Source organism: Brevibacterium sp., assembly GCF_052105255.1.
In the GTDB taxonomy this organism is placed as follows: domain Bacteria; phylum Actinomycetota; class Actinomycetes; order Actinomycetales; family Brevibacteriaceae; genus Brevibacterium; species Brevibacterium linens_B.
Genome location: NZ_JBQDYQ010000024.1, coordinates 1 through 4,238 on the forward strand (window position 1 = coordinate 1; position 4,238 = coordinate 4,238).

Consider the following 4,238-nt stretch of genomic DNA (forward strand, 5'->3'; position numbering starts at 1 on the left):
TGCAGTTGTAGCACAATAGGGGCCATGACATCAGAGATCGACGGCGCGACCGGCACGTCAGCGAGCGTCCCGGCCCGACTGTGGCGCTTCCTCCGGGGACCGCGCTTCATCGATCTCCCGATCCGCCTGCTGGCCCTCATCATGGGGTTGACGATCCTCGTCCCCGGCTCCTTCGAGATCACCGAACCCCGCTACGCAGGCCTGCTCGTCCTCGCCTACGGACTCATCGTCTTGGCCGCGTTCCTGCCGCTGAGCATCGTCGTCGCCACGACCGGTCTGGGAATCGGGTTCTCCATGCTCTACCCGGACCTGGAGAACATGTTCCCCGAGGCGCTCATCCTCGCCATCGCGGTCCTGATCAGCCGCCGTCGCTGGATCGGGTTTGCGCTGGGCACCCTCGGACTGGCCGTCTACCTCGGCGCATCGACCCGACTCGGGTCCTATGACGCCGGCTTCGAAGGACTCACCGACCTCGGCTACGGCTGGCTGACCTACTCGATCCTCGGCCTGTGCGCGTCCTTCGTCGAAGCTCGAATCCGAAGCGAGATCGACCGCCGCGAACGCGCCGCCGTCGACCACCAGAAATCACTCGACGCCATGCGCGCCCGGTTCACCAGCGATATGCACGACACCATCTCGCACTCGCTGACCACCGAATCCGCGATCATCCGCACCCTGGCCAAGGAAAGCGATCCCGAGACCGCCGACCGCCTCGTCGCCGAGCTGGCGCTGGTCAACGCCGAAGCCACCAAACGGCTCCGGCAGCTGGTGACGAGCCTGAGCAGGTGGGAGACCGAGAGCTGCACCGGGGACTCCGGGACCTCCCGGATCCGATTCCGCGCCGAGGCGGAGCAGCTGGCGACCGCGATCGAAGACGGGTGTGCGGCCGGGTCCGTTCCCCTGACCACCGAACTCTGCCCGCTGCCGGCCCATGCGACCGGCACCATGTCACACCATTTCCGGGCCGTCATGCTCGAACTCGCGACGAACGTCATCCGCCACTCCGTCCCCGGCACCCCCGCCAGCCTCGTCGTCGAAATGCGAGACGGCAGCGGCAGCCGAGCCGAACTGCTCTGCCGCAGCACGAACGCATCCCCGACCGCGCTGACCCGGGCCCCGCGGTCTCTGTCCCGCCGGGCCACGGCCATGGGCGGCGTCTGCCGGGTGGGCGAGGATGAACGGAGGCGAACCGTCGTCGAGGTGGCCCTGCCGATCCGCTTCGTCTCCCACTCCTCATCGGCATCCCCGAAAATGGATACCGCGCGGTCTTCCTCGAACGCGGACATGATCGACGTCGTCGACGACGACTTCGACATGAGCACGGAAACACCCGTTGCGGACACACCCGCAGCTGGGGCACCAGCGGCGTCGACCACCGGAATCGATCACAGTACAGCTTCAGGGTCGGCCGGCGGTGCCGCTTCACGACCTGGCACGGGTGATGCCGCCGCGACGAAAGCGGCCGACGATTCCACCCCCGAAGATGCGGCCGGCAGCCACAGCAGGAACCACCGCAGCCAGGGGCAGCGCACAAGTGACCGCGACAGAATCGACGCCTGATGACGGCGCACACCTACCCGGCCCCGCACCGGACCTCGGAGGCGACCCCTCACGTGAGACCGGAGGCGACCACGCCGCAGGCCGACCACGACATGAGCCCTGAATCCGCCGCACGCACCTCCGTCCTCGTCGTCGATGACGATTCGTGGACTACACGAGCGGTGGCCGCGACGCTGGAGGATGCGGGTTCCTTCCGTGTGCTCGACCCCGTCCACTCCGGCGAGGAGGCCATCGCCGCCTTCGCCGCCGAGCGTCCCGACCTCGTCCTCATGGACGTCAACATGCCGCCGGGAATGAGCGGCGTCGATGCGACGGCGGCGATCATCGACCTCGACCCCGACGCCCGAGTCCTGCTCCTGACGACCGTGTCGCCCGGGCCCGGAATCGCCCGTGGACTTCAGGCTGGCGCACTCGCCGTGGTCAACAAGACGGCAGGGGAGAGGGAACTCGTCTCGATCGTGCGGGCGGCCTCGGCAGACGAGAGCCCCGAACTGCTCAAAGACTTGGCCGAGGACATCGTCATCAGCGGTGACCAGCTGCCCGACGCCCCCGGCGCGGCACCGCAGCTGACCGCGCGCGAGATGGATCTGCTCACCCTGCTCTGCCAGGGACACGGCTACGAGGAGATCGCCGACGCCCAATCGGTGGCCATGTCCACCGTGAAATCGCACGCCCGCAACCTCCGCCTCAAACTGGGCGCACGCAACCTCGCACAGCTCGTCGTCCGTGCCCTCCAGTTCAAGTTCTTCTCCCCGGAATGACCCGTCCCGCCGAGGCGGCTCGTCTGGTTCCCTCCGCCCCGCCGAGGCACGCGGTCCTGACGATGCAGACCCTCCCGGCCGCAGCCGACCATGGTCGGGCGTTGACTACAGTGGGAGCATGACCGACACCGCGATCCTGCGACTGTCCCGCTTGATCCGGGACACGGAGGGGTTCCTCCTGCCGCTGACCGAGATGGCCGGCGACGTCGTAGTCGCTCGAGTCGAATTCGGCTTCGACCTGCCGACGACTCCCACGCAGACGACGGCTGCACCGCACGCCGCCTCGCCTGCCGGCCCGCCCGCTGCTCCGCACACCGGCTCGCCTGCCGGCCCGCCCACCGCTTCGCCCACCGAGGCGGTCGGCCACGACTCCCTGACCGAGACCGTCGTCCTCGTCACCGAACCGGTGAGCAGTCCTGCCGGACTCGATGCGGTGCTGGCAGGCTATGCGGGCGCCGCCGCCCTCGTCGTGCCGCCCGGAACGCACAGCCACCTCGGCGACGGGATCGAGCTGCGGGGGAGTGAGGGCCGGGTTCCGGTCCTCCTCGAACGCTCGCCGCATGTGACCTGGTCGGAGATCCTCGTGCATCTGCGGCAGCTCACGGAGGGCGCGACGAGCGCTCTGACCTGGCCCGATGTCGACGACCTCAGCGCACTGGCCGCCGTCATCGCCGAGACCACGGGCGCATCGATCACGATCGAGAACCCGGCCTCGCGTGTGCTCGCGCATGCCAACCTCGGCGGCGAACTCGACGAGATCCGACGCGAGACGATCCTGTCCGGAGCCATTCCCGACTGGCGGATCGCCGAGCTCGAGGCATCGGGGTTCCTCGACACGATCCGCCGTTCGACCGACGTCGTCGAACGGCCCGCCGAAGGCACATCACCGGCCCGGTCGGTCATCGCGCTGCGCAGCGAAGGCGAGCTCATCGGCACGATCTGGGCGGCCTACCCGGCGGAGGTCGACCCCGAACCGCTGCGCGAGGTGCTGCGCGACGCCGCCCGCGCGGCCCTGCCCGTGATGCTGCGGACCCTGCGCCGGTCGCCGTTCGAGAAGCGCCTTCGTCGGGAGGCGCTCGGTGCGATCCTCGCCGGTTCGGCCGACCTCGGTCCGTCGGCGACCCTGCTGTCACTGCCGTTCTCCGGCAGCTTCTGCGTCCTCGCCTTCACCGAGGCGGCCCCCGGCCGAGAGCCGGTCCTGCGGTTCCATCTCCGGGCCGCCTTCGCCGATGCCGTGCTCGCCCGGATCGAGTCGAGCACAGGCGCACATCTCGCAGCGCTCGTGCAGATGAGCGAGCCGACGGATGCGGCGCAGATCCGCGACCACGTGCTCTCTGCCCTGCGGCGATCGCTGCCGAGCGACGAGGCGCTCAACTTCGGTGTCGGCTCTCCCGTCGACCGCCTCGACGAAGTGCATCGCTCGTGGTCCGAGGCTGTATACGTCGTCGACGCCGTGCACGGCAGGAGGCGCGGCCTCGGCTGCCGAGGACGGGGTGCCACGAGCGGAGGCCCTGCGAGCGGCGGCGACGAGGAAGCCCCGACCATCGTCGGAGCGACCGTCGAGGATGCGGCGGCCGAAGTCATCGGACTGCGCGTGGCCGATACGCTGCTGGCCGTCGAGCGCGATGCGCACGGCGGAGAACCGGCTGGTCGCAGCGGCGATATCGGCAGCGTCGCACGGCCGGCTCGGGCGCTGGCCCGGCATGACGCGCAGCACAACGGCAGCCTGCTCGAGACGCTGCGGGTCTATTTCGCCACGGTCGGCAACTCCGCCGAGGCGTCCCGTCGGCTGCACGTGCATACGAATTCGCTGCGGCACCGCCTGGGGCGGATCGAGGAGATCACGGGTCTGTCGACGGCCGAGCCGGCCGAGAGGCTGTGGCTCGAGCTCTCGGTGCTCGCCCACGATCGCGCGGG

General features: G+C 69.6%; 3 protein-coding genes. All 3 read left to right on the top strand.

Annotated elements, in window-relative coordinates:
* Positions 1 to 24 precede the first annotated feature (24 nt).
* The gene (locus ACTIIH_RS08515; RefSeq protein ID WP_441451426.1) at positions 25 to 1,560 is read left to right on the top strand and encodes a hypothetical protein; all 1,536 of its coding nucleotides are present in this window, start codon (positions 25 to 27) and stop codon (positions 1,558 to 1,560) included.
* Positions 1,560 to 2,321 carry a response regulator transcription factor gene (locus ACTIIH_RS08520; protein ID WP_441451427.1) on the top strand — a complete coding sequence of 254 codons (762 nt, stop codon included), beginning with the start codon at positions 1,560 to 1,562 and terminating at the stop codon, positions 2,319 to 2,321. Before ACTIIH_RS08515 ends, ACTIIH_RS08520 begins: the two co-directional genes overlap by 1 nt.
* 118 nt (positions 2,322 to 2,439) lie before the next feature.
* Positions 2,440 to 4,238, top strand: a 1,799-nt coding sequence (locus ACTIIH_RS08525) for a PucR family transcriptional regulator (RefSeq protein WP_441451428.1), incomplete at its 3' end; no start/stop codon positions are given.

Excerpts from the sequence above, each read along its gene's own strand:
- ACTIIH_RS08520 (WP_441451427.1), top strand. The coding sequence starts at position 1,560 with ATGACGGCGCACACCTACCCGGCCCCGCACCGGACCTCGGAGGCGACC.
- ACTIIH_RS08515 (WP_441451426.1), top strand. The coding sequence starts at position 25 with ATGACATCAGAGATCGACGGCGCGACCGGCACGTCAGCGAGCGTCCCG.